Annotated in this window: 18 protein-coding genes; 14 read left to right on the top strand and 4 right to left on the bottom strand. The window is 36.5% G+C overall.

The window, feature by feature from the left end; genetic code table 11:
* Positions 1-63 precede the first annotated feature (63 nt).
* The gene (locus tag WAX86_RS10830) at positions 64-291 is read right to left on the bottom strand and encodes a hypothetical protein (RefSeq protein WP_005298179.1); all 228 of its coding nucleotides are present in this window, start codon (positions 289-291) and stop codon (positions 64-66) included.
* Between the two features lie 568 nt (positions 292-859).
* Here WAX86_RS10830 and WAX86_RS10825 point away from each other — a divergent pair.
* The 12 genes from WAX86_RS10825 to galU all read left to right on the top strand — a co-directional run bounded on the left by WAX86_RS10825 (position 860) and on the right by galU (position 14,765).
* On the top strand, positions 860-2,014 hold the full coding sequence (locus tag WAX86_RS10825) for a polysaccharide export protein (RefSeq protein WP_341488794.1): 1,155 nt from the start codon (positions 860-862) through the stop codon (positions 2,012-2,014).
* A gap of 166 nt (positions 2,015-2,180) precedes the next feature.
* Positions 2,181-2,624: a low molecular weight phosphotyrosine protein phosphatase gene (locus WAX86_RS10820; RefSeq protein WP_341488793.1), complete on the top strand. Its 444-nt coding sequence runs from the start codon at positions 2,181-2,183 to the stop codon at positions 2,622-2,624.
* 86 nt (positions 2,625-2,710) lie between these two features.
* Positions 2,711-3,061: a four helix bundle protein gene (locus WAX86_RS10815; RefSeq protein WP_109374830.1), complete on the top strand. Its 351-nt coding sequence runs from the start codon at positions 2,711-2,713 to the stop codon at positions 3,059-3,061.
* Between the two features lie 140 nt (positions 3,062-3,201).
* On the top strand, positions 3,202-5,373 hold the full coding sequence (locus WAX86_RS10810) for a polysaccharide biosynthesis tyrosine autokinase (protein ID WP_341488792.1): 2,172 nt from the start codon (positions 3,202-3,204) through the stop codon (positions 5,371-5,373).
* A 349-nt stretch (positions 5,374-5,722) separates the two neighbouring features.
* Entirely contained in the window at positions 5,723-6,805 is a 1,083-nt protein-coding gene (gene wecA, locus WAX86_RS10805) for a UDP-N-acetylglucosamine--undecaprenyl-phosphate N-acetylglucosaminephosphotransferase (RefSeq protein ID WP_341488791.1), read from the top strand.
* A 28-nt stretch (positions 6,806-6,833) separates the two neighbouring features.
* A complete protein-coding gene (locus tag WAX86_RS10800) occupies positions 6,834-8,096 on the top strand; it encodes a WzyE family oligosaccharide polymerase (protein WP_341488790.1) in 1,263 nt (420 codons plus the stop codon).
* A 1,139-nt stretch (positions 8,097-9,235) separates the two neighbouring features.
* On the top strand, positions 9,236-10,732 hold the full coding sequence (locus tag WAX86_RS10795) for a hypothetical protein (protein WP_341488789.1): 1,497 nt from the start codon (positions 9,236-9,238) through the stop codon (positions 10,730-10,732).
* Between the two features lie 380 nt (positions 10,733-11,112).
* Positions 11,113-11,775 (top strand): glycosyltransferase family 4 protein, encoded by a 663-nt coding sequence (locus WAX86_RS10790; protein WP_341489381.1) that lies wholly within the window; start codon positions 11,113-11,115, stop codon positions 11,773-11,775.
* Entirely contained in the window at positions 11,762-12,244 is a 483-nt protein-coding gene (gene pssD / locus WAX86_RS10785) for a PssD/Cps14F family polysaccharide biosynthesis glycosyltransferase (protein WP_341488788.1), read from the top strand. The genes WAX86_RS10790 and pssD overlap by 14 nt, the downstream gene beginning before the upstream one ends.
* Positions 12,241-12,699 carry a PssE/Cps14G family polysaccharide biosynthesis glycosyltransferase gene (gene pssE / locus WAX86_RS10780; RefSeq protein WP_341488787.1) on the top strand — a complete coding sequence of 153 codons (459 nt, stop codon included), beginning with the start codon at positions 12,241-12,243 and terminating at the stop codon, positions 12,697-12,699. The genes pssD and pssE overlap by 4 nt, the downstream gene beginning before the upstream one ends.
* Positions 12,700-13,866, top strand: coding sequence for a nucleotide sugar dehydrogenase (locus WAX86_RS10775; RefSeq protein WP_341488786.1), 1,167 nt, complete (start codon positions 12,700-12,702; stop codon positions 13,864-13,866).
* Between the two features lie 5 nt (positions 13,867-13,871).
* The gene (gene galU / locus WAX86_RS10770) at positions 13,872-14,765 is read left to right on the top strand and encodes a UTP--glucose-1-phosphate uridylyltransferase GalU (RefSeq protein ID WP_341488785.1); all 894 of its coding nucleotides are present in this window, start codon (positions 13,872-13,874) and stop codon (positions 14,763-14,765) included.
* Between the two features lie 215 nt (positions 14,766-14,980).
* Here the strand turns inward: galU and WAX86_RS10765 are convergent, their stop codons facing one another.
* The 3 genes from WAX86_RS10765 to WAX86_RS10755 all read right to left on the bottom strand — a co-directional run bounded on the left by WAX86_RS10765 (position 14,981) and on the right by WAX86_RS10755 (position 17,056).
* On the bottom strand, positions 14,981-15,889 hold the full coding sequence (locus tag WAX86_RS10765) for a hypothetical protein (RefSeq protein ID WP_341488784.1): 909 nt from the start codon (positions 15,887-15,889) through the stop codon (positions 14,981-14,983).
* A gap of 114 nt (positions 15,890-16,003) precedes the next feature.
* Entirely contained in the window at positions 16,004-16,615 is a 612-nt protein-coding gene (locus WAX86_RS10760; RefSeq protein ID WP_341488783.1) for an N-acetylmuramoyl-L-alanine amidase, read from the bottom strand.
* A gap of 108 nt (positions 16,616-16,723) precedes the next feature.
* Positions 16,724-17,056: a hypothetical protein gene (locus tag WAX86_RS10755; protein WP_341488782.1), complete on the bottom strand. Its 333-nt coding sequence runs from the start codon at positions 17,054-17,056 to the stop codon at positions 16,724-16,726.
* A 92-nt stretch (positions 17,057-17,148) separates the two neighbouring features.
* Between WAX86_RS10755 and WAX86_RS10750 the strand changes: the two genes are divergently transcribed.
* Positions 17,149-18,558, top strand: a complete 1,410-nt coding sequence (locus tag WAX86_RS10750; RefSeq protein ID WP_341488781.1) for an MBL fold metallo-hydrolase — start codon at positions 17,149-17,151, stop codon at positions 18,556-18,558.
* A gap of 3 nt (positions 18,559-18,561) precedes the next feature.
* The gene (locus WAX86_RS10745; RefSeq protein WP_068946652.1) at positions 18,562-18,840 is read left to right on the top strand and encodes a GIY-YIG nuclease family protein; all 279 of its coding nucleotides are present in this window, start codon (positions 18,562-18,564) and stop codon (positions 18,838-18,840) included.
* Positions 18,841-19,594 lie beyond the last annotated feature (754 nt).

Genomic DNA, 19,594 nt, shown 5'->3' with positions numbered 1-19,594 from the left:
CGGTTAAAGATTCTATTATTGCCTGAGTAAAAAACAATAATAGTTATGCAAATACCACAATAATTACTTGTTAGCAGTTACTGTTGTGTTTGAGATAGTGTCATTTGAATCAGAAGAAGCGGCTGCGATTGCGGCTACTGCTGTTGCTGCACCTACTACAACTGCAGTTGTTGCACCAGCGGCTGCAGTTGTTGCACCTGCTGTACCTGCTGCTGTACCCGCAGTTTCAGTTGCAGCGAATGCAGATGAAGCAAATAGTGCAGCAATAGCAACGATAGCTGTTTTTTTCATGATATATCCTTTACTAAATAGGAAAAAGAGAGCAGAAAATCAACTCTCTTAGTGAGTTACACATATTTGTACTATACGAAATATTGTTCGAATCAGGATATGAAATTCTATGCTGTGATAAATATAAAAACTGATATTGTGACCTTGATCTCAAAAACTGATGTAAGGGCTGTTATGCATAATCCGTTTTTATTCATACAACGAAGTGCTTTTATAAAAACAATAAGTTGTCGATCATTTATATCTAAATATATATGAATAGTTGAGCGTAGAATTTTATTTATTTTTATTTAGGAATTAAGTAGAATGCCTGCAAAATTTTTATAGTGATTGTGATCCAGCTAACCTATTGGAATGGTTAACTATACAAATGGACATGATGACTGAGTGACAATTTATGGCAAAGGAACTGTCCACATCAATACGGATGTTTCGCCTGCCAACATTTCTAGCATTGGGGGCGCTATCTAACCTCTGGGCGGTAGCGTATCTAAATTCCAAATGCACCTAGTTGCGTGTCTCTTCGTTTTTCACGCTTTCATCTATCTACTCATCTCGAATCGACAACATGGAATTTTCAAAAAAACTACTCATTACTGCATTGGCTTCGACCATGCTGGTAGGTTGTACTATGCCTGGCTCAAATTTGAGTGTAGATGGCAAAAAAGTGATTAATACTTCAGCCACTCAGCAAACAGATATTTCTGACTTAGTGAATGTTTATCCTCTGTATGCGGATAATGTGGCAAAATTTCGTCAGAAAAAAGTGAATGCTCAAAATAATCCTGCGTTAGATGCTAAAATTGCAGGTTATGAATATCGTATAGGTCCTGGTGATATCTTAAATATTACTATTTGGGATCATCCTGAACTGACCATTCCTGCTGGCTCTTACCGTAGTGCTTCTGAAGCGGGTAATTGGGTTCAGGCTGATGGTACTATCTTTTACCCATACATTGGCTCGGTAAAAGTAGTAGGCAAAACCGTTATGGAAGTGCGCAGTGAAATTGCCCGCCGTTTAGCTGCTTACATTGAAAGCCCTCAAGTTGATGTTAACGTTGCTGCGTTCCGCTCTCAAAAAGCTTACGTTACTGGTGAAGTTAAAAATCCAGGCCAACAACCTATCTCTAATATTCCTCTAACTCTATTAGATGCGGTCAATAAAGCTGGCGGCTTAGCTGAAGATGCAGATTGGCGTCATGTCACTATTACTCGCGATGGTAAAGACCAAACTGTTTCTCTGTACGCATTAATGCAACGTGGTGATTTAACTCAAAACCGCTTAATGCAAGATGGCGATATCATTCACGTTCCTCGCAATGATGCACAAAAAGTGTTTGTGATGGGTGAAGTGAACAAGCCTCAGTTATTGAAAATTGATCGTGCTGGTATGAGCCTAACCGAAGCATTAAGCTCAGTTGGTGGCATTAATGAACTTGAAGCTGATGCAACTGGGGTATTTGTTATTCGTGCTAATCGCGATAGCAAAGGCAATATGAATCAAGATGAGTCAATTGCTAACATTTACCAACTTAATATTAAAGATGCCGCAGCATTAGTGATTGGTACTGAATTCGAATTAGAACCATACGATGTGGTGTATGTAACCGCCGCACCAATTGCTCGTTGGAACCGTGTTGTTCGTCAGTTACTACCTACTATTTCAGGTTTCAATGATCTGACGGAAGGTGTGAACCGCTTTACGGATTTAAGGGCGTTGTAAGATAGAAAGAAAGGGCTAGGAAGGCAGAGAGGGAAGAGCAGGAAAAGAAGGTTTTTAGGAAGAGCAAGAGCAAAACCTTAGCACCTGATTGTATCGGCTCAAACTTTAGCACCTAGCACCTAGCACCTAGCACCTAGTATCAATTTCACTACCTAAATGTATTCTTATGTTTAATAACATTCTCGTTGTCTGTGTCGGCAACATTTGTCGTTCGCCAACTGGTGAACGCATCTTACAAACTAAAATACCGAACAAAACCGTACGCTCTGCTGGTGTCGGTACGGCTAAAAGTGGTCTTTCTGGTAAACCTGCTGACAAAATGGCGGCAGCGGTAGCCGAAGAACATGGTTACTCATTAGAAGACCATCAAGCTCAGCAGTTAACTAGCGAGCTTGCTCGCGATTATGATCTTATTTTAGTGATGGAAAAGGGTCATATAGAAGCGGTAATCAATATTGCTCCAGAAGCTCGTGGTAAAACCATGCTATTTGGTCAATGGATTGGTCAGCAGGACATTCCCGATCCTTATCGTTTAAGCAAAGAAGCTTTTGATCATGCATATACCTTGATTGATCAAGCGGCAGAAGCTTGGGCGAAGAAGTTAAATTAATTTAGTTTTCGAGAATACGAGAATACGAGAATACGAGATTGTAAGATTACAAGTTACGAGATTAGGCGTTATCTTAGGGAGAAGATATGCAATATATGAAATTGGAGGTATGGCAGCGTAGTTATCAGGTTGCTTTAACGACTTGTAATTTAGTTAAGCACTTTAATAATTTCGCACTTAAAGATCAGATTTCACGATCAGCTATTTCTATTCCATCAAATATTGCTGAAGGTGCTGAACGTAAAACAGCTAAAGATAATGTGAAATTTTTATATATAGCTAAGGGATCATGTGGAGAATTACTGACTCAAGTAATGCTTGCTCGTGATCTTTTATATATAGAAGAAAAAACGGCCAATAAACTTATTACTGAACTGCATGATATTAGTAAAATGATTGGTGGTTATATCCGTTACCGTTCTCAGCACATAACATAATCTCGATACTTGACACTCGATATTTGTTATTCGTTTCTCGATACTCGATAACTCGATAACTCGATAACTCGATAACTCGATAACTCGATAACTCGATAACTCGATAACTCGACACGATATCTCTATTATTACGGACCCTTATGAGCGCTACAAATAATCCCACGAGCCAAGCCTCAGATGAAATCGATCTGGGGAAACTGTTTGGTATTTTGGTCGATAACCGCTGGAATATCATTTTAATTACCTTCATTTTTGCGGTTATTGGTATTGCTTATGCGATGCTGGCGACACCAATCTATAAAACCGATGCTTTAATTCAAGTTGAATCCAAAAGCTCGGGTATGTCTGCCATGTTAGGTGGCGAAATGTCAGAGATGTTTTCATCTGACTCTACCGCGACTACAGAAATTGAGATCATCAAATCTCGCATGGTACTAGGTAAAACCGTTGATAAATTAAATTTAACTACGGTAGTGACGCCAGATTACATGCCTGTGATTGGTGCAGGTCTTGCGCGTTTACAAGGCGAATCAATTGCGGCTCATATCTCTCGCTTTATCGTACCAGATTATGTTGAGCCAAAATCATTTACGCTTACTGTTGATGATGCCAAACAAGGTACTTACACCTTAACCGATAGCGAAGGTAAAGAAGTACTAAAGGGCAAAGTGGGTGAGTTAGCTGAACAAGGTGATTACCGTCTGTTTGTAACTGACTTAAATGCACAAAATGGCGATAGCTTTACAGTAAGCAAAATTAGCCGTTTGGATGCGATTCAGAATCTACAGCGTAATCTTGCCGTTTCTGAACGTGGCAAGCAAACGGGTATTCTTCAGCTATCCCTAACCGGCCCTAATAAAGCAGATATTACAGCTATCTTAAATGATATTAGCCAAAACTATTTTCTTCAGAACGTAGAGCGTAACTCTGCTGAAGCGGAAAACAGTTTAGCGTTCTTAAAACAGCATCTGCCAGATATCAAATCTCAATTAATGGCAGCAGAAGATAAGTTAAACCGTTACCGTCAAGCCAATGAATCGGTGGACTTAAACCTAGAAGCCAAAGCGGCACTAGATACTATGGTTGGTGTGGAAGCTCAACTTAACGAACTAACGTTTAAAGAGAGTGATATTTCACAACGCTTTACTAAAGAGCACCCGGCTTATATTTCACTGCTTGATAAACGTAAAACATTATTGGCAGAGAAAGCACGTTTAAGTAAGCGTGTTGAGAAGCTACCGAAGACGCAACGTGAAATTCTGCGCTTAATGCGTGATGTGGAAGTAAACCAGCAAATTTATGTGCAGCTACTTAATAAAGTACAAGAGCTAAGCATTGTTAAAGCTAGTACTGTTGGTAACGTTCGTATTCTAGATAAAGCGCAAGCAGCAAGCATTGCCGTTAAACCGAAGAAATCGCTTATCGTCGTATTAGCGACATTGCTTGGCGGTATGTTAGCAGTTGGTATTGCGCTTTTACGTGCAGCATTCCATAAAGGGGTTGAAAATCCTGATGAGATTGAAGCGATTGGTCTTCCTGTTTACGCTTCGATTCCTATGTCTGATTGGCAGATGGAATTAGAGAAAAAGCAGAAGAGTAAAAAGCAACTAACAATTCAAGATACCTTATTAGCAGTATCTAACCCTGCCGATCTTTCTGTTGAAGCTCTGCGTAGTCTTCGTACCAGTTTGCACTTTGCTATGATGGAAGCGAAGAACAATATTTTAATGATTTCGGGTCCAAGTCCAGGCATTGGTAAGTCCTTTGTCTCTGCTAATATGGCTGCCGTAATCGCGAAAGCGGGTCAACGTGTACTGGTTATCGATGCCGATATGCGTAAGGGCCGAATGGAACGTCAGATGTCGGTATCGCACAAGCCGGGCCTATCTGATTTCCTTTGCGGTCAGAAAAATATTAATGAAATCATCAAGCAACCGGGTGTTGAAAACCTAGATTATATTGGTCGTGGCGATGTTCCACCAAACCCATCAGAGCTTCTTATGCATCCTCGCATGAAAGAGTTATTAGACTGGGCATCGGCTAATTACGATATGGTTGTGGTTGATACTCCACCAATTCTGGCAGTAACCGATGCGGCAATTGTTGGTGCTCATGCGGGTACAACATTGCTTGTTGGACGCTTTGGTCAGAACGCAATTAAAGAGATTGAAGTAACTAAGCAGCGCTTTGAACAAAATGGTATTGAGATTAAAGGCTTTATTCTTAATGCAGTGGTTCGCAAAGCAAGCGGTTATTACGGTCAATACGGTTATGGTTATTATAACTATGCGTATGAGAGCGATAAGAAGTAAGACATAACTTAGCGGGTTTCGCGATTACGAGTGCAGATATATATATTTCTGGTACTCACAATTGATTATATTGCTACTTATAGAGTCTAACTTTGTAAGTAGCATTTTTGTATCTAAATAACGAATCAAGCTTAAAATTAAAAAATAGGTTATATCAATAGTTATTTAATTCTCTTGACTATCTTCTTTTAAATTATTTAATCCTACTCGAAACTCGAAACTCGAAACTCGAAACTCGAAACTCGAAACTCGAAACTCGAAACTCGAAACTCGAAACTCGAAACTCGAAACTCGAAACTCGAAACTCGAAACTCGAAACTCGAAACTTAATTTATATGTTGGCTACTATATGAATAATGCTTATTTATTTGTGTTTATAATGTCTTTCGTCACATTATTTATTATGCGCAAAGTGGCGAAAAAAATTGGTTTGGTGGATAAGCCGAATGCTCGCAAGCTACATCAAGGTGTTATCCCTCTAGTAGGGGGCATATCAGTTTATTTATCCTTATTGGTAGGCTTTACTCTTTACCTTCCAATGGCACCAAGTCTGCAACTGTACCTTTCTTGTGCTGCAATCTTAATTGTTTTGGGTGCGTTAGATGATTATTTTGATATCAGCTTCAAAATTCGTTTAGTGGTTCAAGCGGGTATTTCTCTTGCTATGATCTTAATCGGTCAGCATAGCCTACATAACTTTGGTTATTTGATGGGCAGTGAAACTATAGCTCTTGGTGAGATCGCTGGTAGTATTATTACTATTATTGCCGTTATCGGTGCGATTAATGCCTTTAATATGGTCGATGGTATTGATGGTCTACTCGGTGGTTTAGCATCTGTAACCTTTACCGCTCTTGGTACTGTATTCTACATTAGCGGCAACAGTTATTTAGCGACAGTTTGCTTGTTAATTGTTACTGCTTTGATTCCTTATATTATGCTCAACTTAGGTTTCCCTCTGGGTCGCCGTTTTAAAGTGTTCATGGGTGATGCTGGCAGCATGTTTATTGGTTTTTCTGTAGTATGGATGCTGATCCGTGGTACTCAAGAACCAGAAGTAATTGCGTTTAAACCTGTTACCGCTCTATGGTTGATTGCGATTCCACTAATGGATATGGCAACCATTATGGTGCGTCGTATTCGTAAAGGCCATTCACCATTTAAACCCGATCGTGAACATTTACATCATATTTGTCAGCGTATTGGTTTATCGCCACTAATGACCTTATTTATTATTTGCTTTATGGCAAGTATTTGCGCTGGTATAGGCATTTGGGCTGATTTAAGTGGTGTGGCTGAGTCAACCATGTTTATTGCCTTCTTAGCTTTGTTTGCTGTTTATTTTATAGCGATTAGTTATATTTGGCGTATAACGGTTTGGCTAAAGAAGTCAACAAATGATTATATTAAACAGCATGATATGAACATTTAAATACTATACTTAACATAATAGGTCTTTTTTGATTATTATAGAGTCTCTTGCAATCGTTGCTTGTGCAACATTAATTCTTACTTTCTTATTAAGAAATGTAGGTTTTTCTGGTTGTGGAATTGGTGGTATATTCATATATATATCACATTTTCTTGGTTATCCATTATATTTATTAAGAGGGGAGATAAGTGAAGTATATCCTAAAGTTTCAGAAACAATCTACCATATAGGGTTAATTTATTCTTTAGTCGGTTTTATTTCATATTTTCTGGTTGTTTCTTTTATAAAAATCGATAGAGATAAAAAATCAAATGAATTGTCTCTATCTATATTAAAATATCAAATACTACTGATGATGTTTTATATTTTATTTGCTTTAGGGTGCTTTGGTTATATCTCTAAAAATGGAATCACCTTTGGCGGTGATTATGCTAATCGTCTTACTGAAAATTCAGGAAGTGGATTTTATTTAATGGCGATGTTTGCTTTTATTCCCGCAATAATACTTCTTTCATTAAAGAACAATATAAAACAAGCATATATATCTGCAATTATATGTGGTCTAATGTATTTTTTTATTGTTGGAGGTTCAAGAAATATTTTAGCTGCAGGTTTAGTCGCTATAACATTTATTGCTTATCAAAATGGTAAGTTAAAAGTGACACGAATGCTATTCTTAGGTGTACTTGTTATAATAGTTATGAATATGTTAGTTTTTGCTAGATATTCATTGTCATTAGCTAATTTTGACACTAATGATATAGTTGCTTTAATTTTATCATATACTGCAGATTCATTTTCACCTCTTGATTTTCAATCGATAGCTGTGAACTACTACATGACAGATTATAACCCGATAATTCAAGGTTTTAATTTGTTTATTAATCAATTTTCTGGTTTTATTCCTCGTTTCCTATGGCCAGATAAACCGATTGTAATTATGAATAATTCTTATTACTTTACAACACATATATTGGGGTTAAGTGGAAATTTAAATATGGCTCCTACCATGTTAGGTTCAAGTATGGTTATGTTTGGACGCTATGGATATTTTCTTGTTTATATAATGGGCGCCTTATTTTTAAAATTTATTGATATATTTACATTAAGTAAAGTTTTAATTTTAAAGGTAATTGGATATATGTCTATCCCATTTATTTTCTTTATGACAAGAGAGGGATTGGATTTATATGTTTTTATTGTTTTTAAATTCACGTTAGTTGTTATATTTGGGTTTTTTATAAGTTCAATAATTTATTATATAGTACCTAAAAAATATGAAACTAGATAAATTGTATTCATTAATATTTGTAGTTGCACCTGGCGCAAGTAGAGTTATAGTTTTCTTTATATTATCTCATCTATACACTAACTTACAATTCGCTGATTTTTCTTCGTTATATTCTTTCGCTATCATTATATCAATGATTGGATCTGCTGGATATTCGATATTAATTATAAAAAACGAATCGCAATTATCTATAATTCAACTGCTAATATTATCAATAAAATCTATGATAATATCATTGCCATTTATATTCATATTTATATTTATATTTGATAAGGAAGTTAATTGGGGTTTAATATCTGTAATACTGTTATCGTTAGGGATTGGCCTAAATCAGATTTTTCGAAATGAATTAATTCTAAGAAAGAAATTTATGATCGGATGTTTATATGAAGGCTCTTTATTTATCGGGATTGTATCAACTATATTTATATTTGATTTTAATTTTATTATAATATCGTATGTATACATCCTAGTAGGATTAATATTTAAGTTCATCTTAAATGAGGAATCATCAAATTTTGAACTAATCTCAAATAAAGAATCTGCTATTATTGGATATTCAAATTTAATTTCATCTGGGATTCTTTTTTTCTTCCTATCATGTCAAATAATCTAGCGTCTAATGAAATTACTAAAATCATATCATTGATTGTTTCTGTTGTTGGTATAGTATCTGTCTTTCCGAGAGCTATATTTAATTTTAAAATAAAAGAGATTAAAGATGCATTAATTGAAAAAAATATAAAACAATATTATTGGTATATAAAATCTTTTAGGATTAAGACTTCAATTATAATGTTTATTTCAACATTGCTTGTATATGCTTATATCGTCTTTGTTGTAAATGATATGTTATTATGGCATGTGTTATTTTTAACTATAGCAATAGCGTTGTTTATATATATAGGTCAGCTATCAATTCCTGAGACAACTATGATAAATATGATTGGTATGGAAAGGCTTTCTTTAATCATAAATGCTATAGTCTTTGTCCTTTTTAGCTCAATATATTTTATATTAGACACTTCAAGTATCAGGTCCGGATTACTTGCTATTATTATTCTTTGCGTTAGTATAATTATCGGATACTTGTTTAGAATGCTTATCGTTAACCATTATATAAGAAGGTTTATGATCAAATGAGTCACATCTATTTTAATGTTGAATGTCCCTATTTTTCAGAAGTTGAATTATTGAAATCTAAATCTCGTATAAAGTTTTCATTTTTAGATAATAGCGTTGAAATGTTTGTTGATCATAAGTTATGGGAGAACAAAACACCATTATATGAAAAAGATAATAAGTTACTGTTTGTTGCTGGATGGTTTATAAATTCAGACTATGAATTAAATAATATTGAAAAACTATTTGCTGATTTAGAAAATAATAATATTAAAGATATAGTGGATAGCCTAGTTGCTGGTGTTTTTATTGCAGGTTATTATGATCATAAGCAAGCAGTGATCTTTTCAGATCCATTTGGATTAACACCTCATTATTATTCGCTTAATCAAGGTGTTATGAGAATTTCACCATCTACTAGAGACTTTTCCTCTAATATGATCAATTATGATTATTCTAATATATTAGAACAGCAAGGTCATATGTTTTATAATCATACTAAGTATGACGATGTTTTTAAAATTATACCTGGAGATTTATTTGAAATTAATAATGGTATAATTACATATAATAATATTGGGTTTAAAATAAATGATGATGGTAAGTCGGTATGTGATATCGTTGAGTTAACAAATAAGTTGATAAGTTGTTTCCCTAATAATTCATTGTCTACAGCGTTATCTGCTGGGTTTGATTCTCGTCTTATTTTTATGGAATCGAATACTAAATATACATATACTTGGGGTCAAGAGACGTCTCTTGATGTTATTAATGGAAAAAAACTAGCTCATAAAAAGAATGTAAATCATTTATCCTTTGGTTTTAAAGATAATATCATATCTGAATCAACAGAAAAAATGTGTAGTTATCTTTTCGATGGTAGTGTAAAAAATTATAATTCTCAATTTTATGAAAATTATAAATATGTTAACTTCAATTCAGCTGATCAGTATATTGCTCTCGATGGTTATTTAGGAGACGTCTTACAACGAGGTGTTTATATGACGCATAGTGGTAAAAAAGGTGAGTTATTAAAACTATTTCCAACGTTTACTACTGGCAATTTAACTGCTGAAAAACTACTCGAAGCAAGGTACTGTAAAGTAGATGAGAAACTAAGAACTCTAGTTGTTAATGATTTTCATAAAGTTATTGAAAATATTTATGAGTTGGATGAATTACAAAAGGTAACTTATTTTGAATTTTTATATGGGAGAGGCCTGCGCTATATAACAACAGCAAGTCTTTGTATGAATAGTATTTTTAAAACTATTGTACCTGTTTTTGCATCTAGATATATCTTCAGTATTTTGGTTCAGCAAAACGCAAAGGATACATTAACATATAAAACCTTTCAAAAAATATGGATGTCTACTCCTAAATTTGAGCGTGAATTAAAATCAGAAGGTTTTTATTCTCCATCTACATATCCATTATTTATTCCATATATTAATTTCTTCGGTAGATTAATAACTAATTTTCATCCAAAATACTTAAATTATACAAAAAAGTAAATGACTATACTACTTATATCTAATATGTATCCTAGTGCTGAGTTTCCTTTTCTAGGTACATTTGTGAAAAATTGCGAATCAGTTTTAATCGATAATTCATTAACAATTGATCGAGTTGTAATTAATAAGAAAAGTAAGAATGTATTTGATAAATTAAATAATTATTTAAAGTTTTATATTTTAACATTGAGTAAATTATTTCTCGGTAATTATAATTATGTATATGCACACTATGTATCTCATGTATCAATTCCTCTATTGATATATAGTTTTTTTTATAAAAGGACGAGGATTGTAATACATGTCCATGGTGGTGATATTAAGAAATTAGATGGGACATCATCTACATTTTTTAGAATAAAGTTTTTTTATCGAAATTAATTTTAAAAAGAGCATATAAAGTTATTGTTCCATCACAAGCATATAAAACTTTTATAAATGCTAACTTTACGTTAAATAGTGATGTAGTCGTTTATCCCTCCGGTGGTGTAGACTGTAATATATTCTATCCATCTCCCACTAAAGAAAAATTTGAATATAAATTAGGTTATGCTGGAAGGTTAGTTAGTTCGAAGAATGTACACTTAGTATTAGAGGCATTGGCTAAAACTGAATATTTTACTTTAGATATTATTGGTGAAGGACCTGAGCTTTCAAATCTTGAAAATTTATCAAAAAATTTAAACATTGAAAATAGAGTTAAGTTTAAAAAGGCAAAGTCTCAAAGTGAATTGGCTAAATGGTATAGAAGTATTGATTGTTTAATTTATCCTTCAGAAAGTGAAAGTTTAGGGTTAGTTCCAATTGAAGCCTTAGCGTGTGGCGTTTCTGTTATTCTTTCAAAAATACCAGCATTTCAGGAACTACAATCAAATGGTTTTGATATTAATTTAATGGATTCTTTTAGTTCTGATTCTATTTGTCAAAAATTAGATTTAGTACCTGATTATGATTACTATAAGAGAGAGCATAATATTGATCTTGTGAAAAGGTTATATGCTCGCAGTAAAGTTCAAGAGATATTAATCAATGTATTCAAATAAAGCTGTTTTATTTAGTTTTGGTATTGGTGGGCACAATGCTCAGGCAAATCGTCTTGCCAAAATATTATTAGATGACTTAGGTGATTTTGATATAGTAACTATCTCAGATCTTAAAGTACAACCAGAATGGTCTAGTCGACACTATGTTTGTGGTGAGTTAAGAGAGAAAGATAGCCATTTTCAATTATTGACAAATTTAGGTCCAATTAAAATTTTAAAAACTCTGTTTAAAATAAAAAAAGAAAATAATATTAAATGTATTATTTCTACTGGACCTGGTATATCGATATTAACAGCACTGTTTTTTAAAACTTTTGGCATAAAAGTCATTCATATAGAGACATGGTCAAGGTTCACAACTAAGTCTTTGACAGGTAAATGTATGTATTATTTGTCCGATAGATTTTACATTCAAAATGAATCATTAAAAGATATCTATCCAAATGCAATATATTCAGGTATGTTATGAACGTTTTTGTTACAGTTGGTACTACATCATTCGATGAACTTATAAAGAATGTTGATGATATAATAATTAAATTGGATGGTTTTAATTTTGTATTCCAAATTGCTCAAGGAAAGTATAAACCTAAAAATGCAGATTATTTTGAATTTTCATCAAACATTGATGAATTTTATAATGATGCTGATTTAATTATTACTCATGCGGGTGCTGGATCAATATATCGATTATTAGAATTAAATAAAAAAATTATAGTTGTGCCTAATATGGAACGTGTAGACAAGCATCAATCTGATATCTCTACATATATGACTGATAATCATCATGCATTATTACTATCTGATTTTAAATCAACAGCAGACATAATATCTAAAGCTTATGATTTTGTACCAGTACCTTTTGTTAAAACTCCTTTTTTTGTTAAAGATGAAATAGTTAATTTCATTAAGGATAGTATTTAAATGAAAATCGCTATTGCAGGTACAGGCTATGTTGGCCTGTCAAATGCTATGCTTTTAGCACAGCATCATGAGGTTATTGCCGTAGATATTATCGAAGAAAAAGTAAAATTACTTAATGATAAAATCTCTCCAATAGTGGATAAGGAAATTGAAGATTTTCTTCAAAATAAAGAGTTAAACTTTACTGCAACTTTAGATAAAGAGTTAGCGTATAAAGATGCTGAGTATGTGGTTATTGCTACTCCAACAGATTACGATACTGAAAATAACTATTTTAATACTTCATCAGTAGAAGCTGTTATTAAAGATGTTATGGCAATTAATCCTAATGCAGTAATGATAATTAAATCTACGATTCCTGTTGGTTATACTAAGCAGATTAAAGATCAATTTGGTTGCGAAAATATTATTTTCTCTCCTGAGTTCTTACGTGAAGGCCGTGCACTGTACGATAACTTATATCCATCTCGCATTATTGTAGGTGAGCGTAGTAAACGCGCAGAAGTATTTGCTAACCTATTAGTTGAAGGTGCAATTAAACAAGATATTCCTGTTTTATTTACAGACTCAACAGAAGCTGAAGCGGTTAAGTTATTCTCTAATACTTATTTAGCGATGCGTGTAGCGTATTTTAATGAGCTTGATACTTATGCTGCAACTAATGGTTTAGATGCTCGTCAAATTATCGAAGGCGTTGGTTTAGACCCGCGTATTGGTAATCATTACAATAATCCATCATTTGGTTATGGTGGTTACTGTTTGCCAAAAGATACGAAGCAACTTCGTGCCAACTATCGAGATGTACCTAATAACATCATTGGTGCCATTGTTGATGCAAATACAACTCGTAAAGATTTTATTGCAGACTCCATTATTGCTAAAAACCCTAAGCGCGTAGGTATTTACCGTCTTATTATGAAGTCAGGATCTGATAACTTCCGAGCTTCTAGCATTCAAGGTATAATGAAGCGCATTAAGGCTAAAGGCATTGAAGTTGTTGTTTATGAGCCAGTCCTAAAAGAAAAAGAGTTCTTCCACTCCTTGGTTATTGATGACTTGAGTGAGTTTAAACAAACTTGCGATGTGATTGTATCTAATCGCATGGCAGAAGAATTATTAGATGTTGCAAATAAAGTCTATACTCGCGATTTATTCGGAGCCGATTAATTTTCATGAAAACTCATATTAAAAAAGCCGTTATCCCAGTAGCAGGCCTTGGCACCCGTATGCTGCCTGCAACTAAAGCTATCCCAAAAGAAATGCTTCCTTTGGTAGATAAGCCGCTAATTCAATTTATCGTTAACGAGTGTGTAAACGCAGGCATCAAAGAAATTGTGCTAGTTACTCACTCATCTAAAAACGCGATTGAAAACCATTTTGATACTTCATTTGAGCTAGAAGCCACCCTTGAAGCGCGTGTTAAACGTCAGCTTCTTGATGAAGTGCAAAATATCTGTCCAAAAGATGTGACTGTGATGCACGTGCGTCAAGGTCATGCTAAAGGTTTAGGTCACGCAGTATTGTGTGCTAAACCGCTTGTGGGTGATGCGCCATTTGCTGTAGTACTGCCTGATGTGATTTTGGATGAATACACCGCCGATCAAAGCAAAGAAAACCTAGCAGCTATGCTACAGCGCTATGAAGAGACAGGGGCAAGCCAGATTATGGTAGAACCTGTGCCAATGAGCGATGTATCTAAATACGGCGTAGTAGATTGCAACGGTACTGAGCTTGTAGCTGGTGAGTCTTGCCCAATGACGCGCATGGTTGAAAAGCCTGCGGTTAAAGATGCGCCATCAAACCTAGCCGTTGTTGGTCGTTATGTTCTATCTCATAAAATTTGGGATAAGCTTGCGATTACCCCTCCTGGTGCTGGTGATGAAATTCAGCTAACCGATGCTATTGATATGCTAATGGCAGAAGAGACCGTTGAAGCTTTCCATATGAGCGGTAAGTCTCACGACTGTGGCGATAAGCTAGGCTACCTAAAAGCGTTCGTGGAATACGGTATGCGTCATAAAGATCTTGGTGAAGATTTTAAAGCGTATTTGAAGGCGAGTAATTAGTCAGCGAGTGACTAGATTTCGAGTTTTCGCGAGGGCGAGTTTCGAGAAATAATGTATTGACATAAAAATGAATATGTCCAAGAATTTCGCTACTCGCTACTCGCTACTCGCTACTCGCTACTCGCTACTCGCTACTCGCTACTCGCTACTCGCTACTCGCTACTCGCTACTCGCTACTCGCTACTCGCTACTCGCTACTCGCTACTCGCTACTCGCTACTCGCTACTCGCTACTCTTAAATACCCATAACTCTTATGCGGATTTCCCGGATACGCATTCACAACCTGAAAATCCTGCACACTCACTCCTGAATTATTCTTCGCAAAATCATCCGCCAAATCCCCATCAATACAAACAATATCCCGTTTATCACTGTAATTGTGCCAAGCTAATACATTCTCAGGAACTGCCAACGAACCTTGTAGATTTCGCTTAAGTTGCGCTTTCACCGAAGCCAAACCCAATGGCGAGCCTAAAGTAATCCACTTATCAATGGTGATATCTTGCGTCGTTCGCTGTGCTGCAAGCTTCTGTAATACGTTATAAGCAATCACCGTCCCCAATGAATGACTGATAAGAGTAATACTGTGATGGCGATATTCTTGGAGTAATCTTATTAAAGGCTTTTCGATTTCTAAAGCAAAAGTCGGGTTATGAAAATAACGGTACACATCCGTTAACCAATAACGCAATAACGGCTTAGAGAGATAATTAAGCGCTCGGTAAACACCAAATTCAGACAATAATGGCTCAAAGAAATGATTATCCAAACGCCACTTACTTTGCTCCATCATCTCCGACAAATGATCTTCATCGACTGCTAGTGGAATAGGGGAGTGATTGCTAGGTATATCAGGTAGATAAGGAAGAAAGGGAAGAGAAGGAAAAGAAGGTTCTAGGGGGGAGGGCTTAGGAAGAGAAGGAAGATAAGGCTCAGGATCAAAATACAGCGGCTGTTGATAAAACACATCAGCATAATAAGCCATTGAAAACTGCGATTTATTGATAAGAGGTTGGTTAACGTGTTTTCTGCCATCGTTAATCGCTCGTAGCCAGCTATCTTCTAAAATATGAGCAGGCGGTTTGTTTGAACGTCCATGGATGGTGATGTAGTGTTTGTTCATGAAAGAAGGTCCTAAGTTTGAGGTTTAAAAAAGAACGGGAGGAGTGAAATAGGGAAAATAAGGAAAAGAAGGAAGGGAAGGTAGAGAGGGAAATGCAAGAGCAGGAGCCAAGATCTAAGCCCCTAGAATCCTACTGATACCCTCCACATGATATTTAACCACCATCTCCCGCCCAGTTGATGTCATCAAGATTTCTTTGCACTCTTGCTCATTATCCATAAAGAAATTTTCCGTTAATATCGCAGGCATAGACGTGTATCTGAGAATATAAAAGCTACGATCTTTGTCATAATCCCCATCTCGTAAATCCGCACGTAACGGTTTATTAGGAAATACATCTTTAAATGACAGAGCAAAGTGATCGGCAATATCATCGCTGCGCGTCTTCCCCTTAGAAGTAAAGACTTCAAACCCACTTCCACCGCCAGCATTAGCATGAACCGAGATCAAAATACATTGATAACGTAAGTAATGTTTAGCAAGGCGGTTCGCTCGACGGACACGATCCCGCAAATGAATATCACGCTGCTCTGGTACTAATATGTGATGTTTAATATTGCGCTGAGTTAGCTGCTGACTGATACCCGCCACGACAGAGCGATTAAATTCCCCTTCAAATAATTGACTGCCATCATCCCAAATAGGAGAGCGCTTTCCCGCAGTTTGATACTGACCATTGATGATCCCACCATGGTCTGCATCAAGAATAAAAAGTGGTTGTTTCATTTGATCGTTATTGCCTCTATTAAGGGATTTCTCAAAGAGGCTAGCGAAAATAGACGGGATGAGAAGGCGAGAGTAGATTCAAATACGTTTGTCATCACAAAGAACGACTCAAATTACATTAATCAAAAAGTAATAAATCAAAGTGTCTCCAAAAAAACTTTCGCACCACCACAAACCAGTTTCCCCATTCTCCTTATTTTCTTTATCACCTCTTTCCCTTACCATAGCTTCCATTTTTTCTTTTTTCTCCTCCTTATCTTCCCCAATTCCTAATTCCCCTTCTTTTCCCTTTATTCCTTCTCTTCCCCAATCCCTAATTCCCCTTCTCTTCCTTCTTCTCCTTCTTTTCCCTAACCCCCAATTCTCCCCCATTTCTTCGACCCACCTCACCATCACAACCGTAACTAACTTATTTATCAGCCGATATTCTGTGAATACCACCGAGCACTCTGTTTAGGATATTGCAGCAAACTATACTTATGCCACTATGCGCATTGGTTAGGGAAGGGCTTAGGTTAAGAACATTGATAAATATGGACAAAATAGACATCATCCATCATGGAGCAAAGGACGGCGTTACAGGTTCTTGCCATCAACTGCAGATAGAGCAAGATGGGTTTACTTCGAGCTTATTGATTGACTGTGGCTTATTTCAAGGTCGAGAATCACGCCCTAACTTAGATATTGAGTTTGATATCTCAACCGTTGAAGCGCTGTTGATCACCCATTGCCATATCGATCATATTGGTCGCATTCCATGGTTATTAGCTAAAGGGTTTACCGGGCCTATTTTTACCACCGAGGCATCTGCCGCCTTATTGCCCTTAATGTTGGAAGATAGCTTAAAGCTGCAACTTGGACTTAATAAAAAACAGTGCCAGAAGTTTATTGAGCGAATAGAAAAGCAGATCAAACCTGTGCCATATCACTGTTGGATTCAGCAACGGTTAGCATCGTTTGATTCGGTATCCATTCGTTTTTCTCCTGCTGGCCACATCTTAGGTTCAGCCTTTATTGAGATTAAATTACCCAATCGACAAGTGGTGGTATTTAGCGGCGATCTTGGCCCAACCAATACGCCATTGTTGGTCGACCCGCAATCGCCTTGCCAAGCTGATATTCTAGTGCTCGAGAGTACCTATGGCTATAAACCCACTCACGGTGTAAAAGAGCGAGCTCTGCATCTGTTTGATATCATTCACCGTTCCCTGCTCGATGGTGGTGTGATTTTAATCCCAGCCTTTAGTGTGGGACGAACGCAAGAGCTGCTGTTTGATATTGAAAACATTATTGCGGATACGATTTATCGTTGTGGCTTAAAAGAGCCGATCCCCATTAATTGGCAATCCCTTCCTGTTATTCTTGATTCCCCACTAGCGCAAAAAATTACCGAACAATACCAACAGTTCCAACACTTGTGGGCCAAAGAAGCTAAAGACAAGGTCTATCATGGTCGTCATCCGTTATCTTTTTCCCAATGTATTACCATTGAAGATCATAGCGATCACCTTGCACTGATTAATCGTCTGCAAAAAAGCGGTGAGCCAGCCATTGTTGTTGCCGCAAGCGGTATGTGTACTGGCGGGCGAATCATGAATTATCTCAAAGCACTGTTACCTGATAGCAGAACCGATGTCATTTTTGCTGGGTATCAAGCAGAAGGTACATTAGGACGAGAGCTACTAGATGGAGCACTTGAGGTTTCTATCGACAAAAAGAGTGTTGAAGTCAATGCCTGCATTCATCAGATGTCGGGTTATTCTGCCCATGCCGCGCAACAGGACCTATTAGCTTTTGTGGATGGTATTGAACACAAACCAAAACGTATTCATGTGATCCACGGTGAAGAAGCAGCCCAACGAGCCCTTGCTGATAAGTTGATGACCTTATATCCAGAAATAGAAGTGGTGTGTGGGGTGGATATGGGGGGAGGGGGAGAATAATTCGTGTTCGCGGTTTATATTTTGACATCTACAAGTAATTCAGTTCTTTATGTGGGTGTCACTAGTCGATTGAAAGAACGGGTATGGCAACATAAACAACATGTTACGAGTGGGTTTACTGATAGGTATAATGTTGAAAAGTTAGTGTATTATGAAGTTTTTGATGATATTTCGAGTGCCATTAAGAGAGAAAAGCAGTTGAAGAAATGGCGAAGAAGCTGGAAGAATGAGTTAATTACTGGCTTTAATCGTTACTGGGTTGATTTGTATGATGATGTATGAAGTGTTACATCATCCGAGCATAGAGTGTCATCCTGGAAGAGAGGAACGAACTATCCGGGATCTCAAAAAAGGGCTGTAGAGTCCCAGAAATCTTCATCTTTACTACACGCTAAATGAGATCTCCTATCTCGTTCGTTGCACTTACTGTAGGAGATGACAGTACCTTTGTCATCCCGGAAGTGAGGGACGAGCTATCCAGGAGCTCAACAAGGGCTGTAGAGTCCCAGAAATCTTCATTTTTACCACACGCTAAATGAGATCCCCTATCTCGTTCGTTGCACTTACTGTAGGGGATGACAGTACCTTTGTCATCCCGGAAGAGAGGAACGAGCTATCCGGGATCTCAACAAGGGCTATAGAGTCATAGAAATCTTCATTTTTATTATACGCTAAATGAGATCTCCTATCTCGTTCGTTTCAATCACTGTAGGAGATGACAGCACCTTTGTCATCCTGGAAGCGAGGAACGAGCTATCCGGGATCTTTTACCGCACACCGTAAATTGATATCAGTATGCATTTTCCAACATACTTTAAGAGATCCCCTATCTCGTTCGTTTCACTCTCTGTAGGGGATGACAGTACCTTTGTCATCCCGGAAGAGAGGAACGAGCTATCCGGGATCTCAAAAAAGGGCTGTAGAGTCCCAGAAATCTTCATTTTTATTATACGCTAAATGAGATCTCCTATCGCGTTCGTTGCACTCACTGTAGGGGATGACTTGCACCTTTGTCATCCCGGAAGAGAGGAACGAG

The organism is Photobacterium damselae subsp. damselae, from assembly GCF_038086725.1.
In the GTDB taxonomy this organism is placed as follows: Bacteria; Pseudomonadota; Gammaproteobacteria; order Enterobacterales; family Vibrionaceae; genus Photobacterium; species Photobacterium damselae.
Note: the sequence above shows the minus strand (reverse complement) of the source record. Positions and strands in the feature narration are given on the sequence as shown.

What these genes read in the sequence shown, in the direction of transcription:
- WAX86_RS10750 (WP_341488781.1), top strand. Translation starts at nt 17,149, where the DNA reads ATGGACAAAATAGACATCATCCATCATGGAGCAAAGGACGGCGTTACA.
- WAX86_RS10825 (WP_341488794.1), top strand. Translation starts at nt 860, where the DNA reads ATGGAATTTTCAAAAAAACTACTCATTACTGCATTGGCTTCGACCATG.
- WAX86_RS10765 (WP_341488784.1), bottom strand. Translation starts at nt 15,889, where the DNA reads ATGAACAAACACTACATCACCATCCATGGACGTTCAAACAAACCGCCT.
- wecA (WP_341488791.1), top strand. Translation starts at nt 5,723, where the DNA reads ATGAATAATGCTTATTTATTTGTGTTTATAATGTCTTTCGTCACATTA.
- galU (WP_341488785.1), top strand. Translation starts at nt 13,872, where the DNA reads ATGAAAACTCATATTAAAAAAGCCGTTATCCCAGTAGCAGGCCTTGGC.
- pssE (WP_341488787.1), top strand. Translation starts at nt 12,241, where the DNA reads ATGAACGTTTTTGTTACAGTTGGTACTACATCATTCGATGAACTTATA.
- WAX86_RS10815 (WP_109374830.1), top strand. Translation starts at nt 2,711, where the DNA reads ATGCAATATATGAAATTGGAGGTATGGCAGCGTAGTTATCAGGTTGCT.
- WAX86_RS10760 (WP_341488783.1), bottom strand. Translation starts at nt 16,615, where the DNA reads ATGAAACAACCACTTTTTATTCTTGATGCAGACCATGGTGGGATCATC.
- WAX86_RS10820 (WP_341488793.1), top strand. Translation starts at nt 2,181, where the DNA reads ATGTTTAATAACATTCTCGTTGTCTGTGTCGGCAACATTTGTCGTTCG.
- WAX86_RS10775 (WP_341488786.1), top strand. Translation starts at nt 12,700, where the DNA reads ATGAAAATCGCTATTGCAGGTACAGGCTATGTTGGCCTGTCAAATGCT.
- WAX86_RS10830 (WP_005298179.1), bottom strand. Translation starts at nt 291, where the DNA reads ATGAAAAAAACAGCTATCGTTGCTATTGCTGCACTATTTGCTTCATCT.
- pssD (WP_341488788.1), top strand. Translation starts at nt 11,762, where the DNA reads ATGTATTCAAATAAAGCTGTTTTATTTAGTTTTGGTATTGGTGGGCAC.
- WAX86_RS10810 (WP_341488792.1), top strand. Translation starts at nt 3,202, where the DNA reads ATGAGCGCTACAAATAATCCCACGAGCCAAGCCTCAGATGAAATCGAT.
- WAX86_RS10795 (WP_341488789.1), top strand. Translation starts at nt 9,236, where the DNA reads ATGAGTCACATCTATTTTAATGTTGAATGTCCCTATTTTTCAGAAGTT.